The sequence below is a fragment of the Bartonella sp. AA86SXKL genome, assembly GCF_042196885.1.
On record NZ_JBHIRE010000219.1, the window covers coordinates 1 to 839 of the forward strand.

Here is an 839-nt window from a genome sequence, read left to right on the forward strand (position 1 = left end):
GGAAATATTTCAGTAATCTTAGAAGATGAAACTTTTTCTGATGCACCTTTTGTACTCTCATTAGACAAAGAAGACATAGAAATGGATTTTGTTTTCGAATTATGCATGACACCCAACAAACTTATAGCAATAAGAACAATTACCTCTTCAAAAAGAATGTATAGAGACTATCGTATGAAGGTTAATAACCTTTTGCTAACGGTCACTTTCTGATGAAAAAAAGAATGCTATAATTCCTCTTAATGAAACTTCCTCAACATTGACTGCCTAAATTGCAAAATTCATCCTCTTATATAGCTTTCAGAAATTGATTTTAAAAAAATTCTCTTACAAAAAAATCGCTCATTATTTTTTTCTATTCTCTTTTATACAAATAATACAAAGAGTTGTTACGATTGGTACTTTTTCAACTCTTCAGCCTTTTTATGATAAAACAGTCTATCCTGTATCTTTGATAAGATTATCCTTGTTATTCTTATTAAAAATGTCTCAAATAGGATGGAATTTCAATAATAGAAAAAATAGGGAGTGTATCATGTTAAATAAGCGGAAATTTTATATCAATGGTCTATGGGACGATCCAAGCACTCCTCATGATTTACATGTCATTGACCCCTCCACAGAGGAGGCCTGTGCTGTCATTAGTCTTGGTAGCACGAGAGATGCAGACAAAGCAATTAATGCTGCTAAAAAAGCTTTCCAAACCTGGAAAACAACCTCACCTCATGAACGTCTTGGATTCGTTGAAAAAATTTTAGAGATTTATGAAAAACGCTCAAGTGATATGGCAAAAACCATTTCAATGGAAATGGGAGCACCTATTGATATGGCGCTCAATG

At 32.8% G+C, this 839-nt stretch carries 2 protein-coding genes; both read left to right on the forward strand.

Annotated features, from left to right (window positions below; translation table 11 throughout):
* Positions 1 to 213: hypothetical protein (locus ACFIO5_RS11070; RefSeq protein ID WP_375705430.1), on the forward strand; the 213-nt coding region annotated here is incomplete at its 5' end.
* A 322-nt stretch (positions 214 to 535) separates the two neighbouring features.
* A partial coding sequence (locus tag ACFIO5_RS11075) for an aldehyde dehydrogenase family protein (RefSeq protein WP_375705431.1) occupies positions 536 to 839 on the forward strand: 304 nt, incomplete at its 3' end.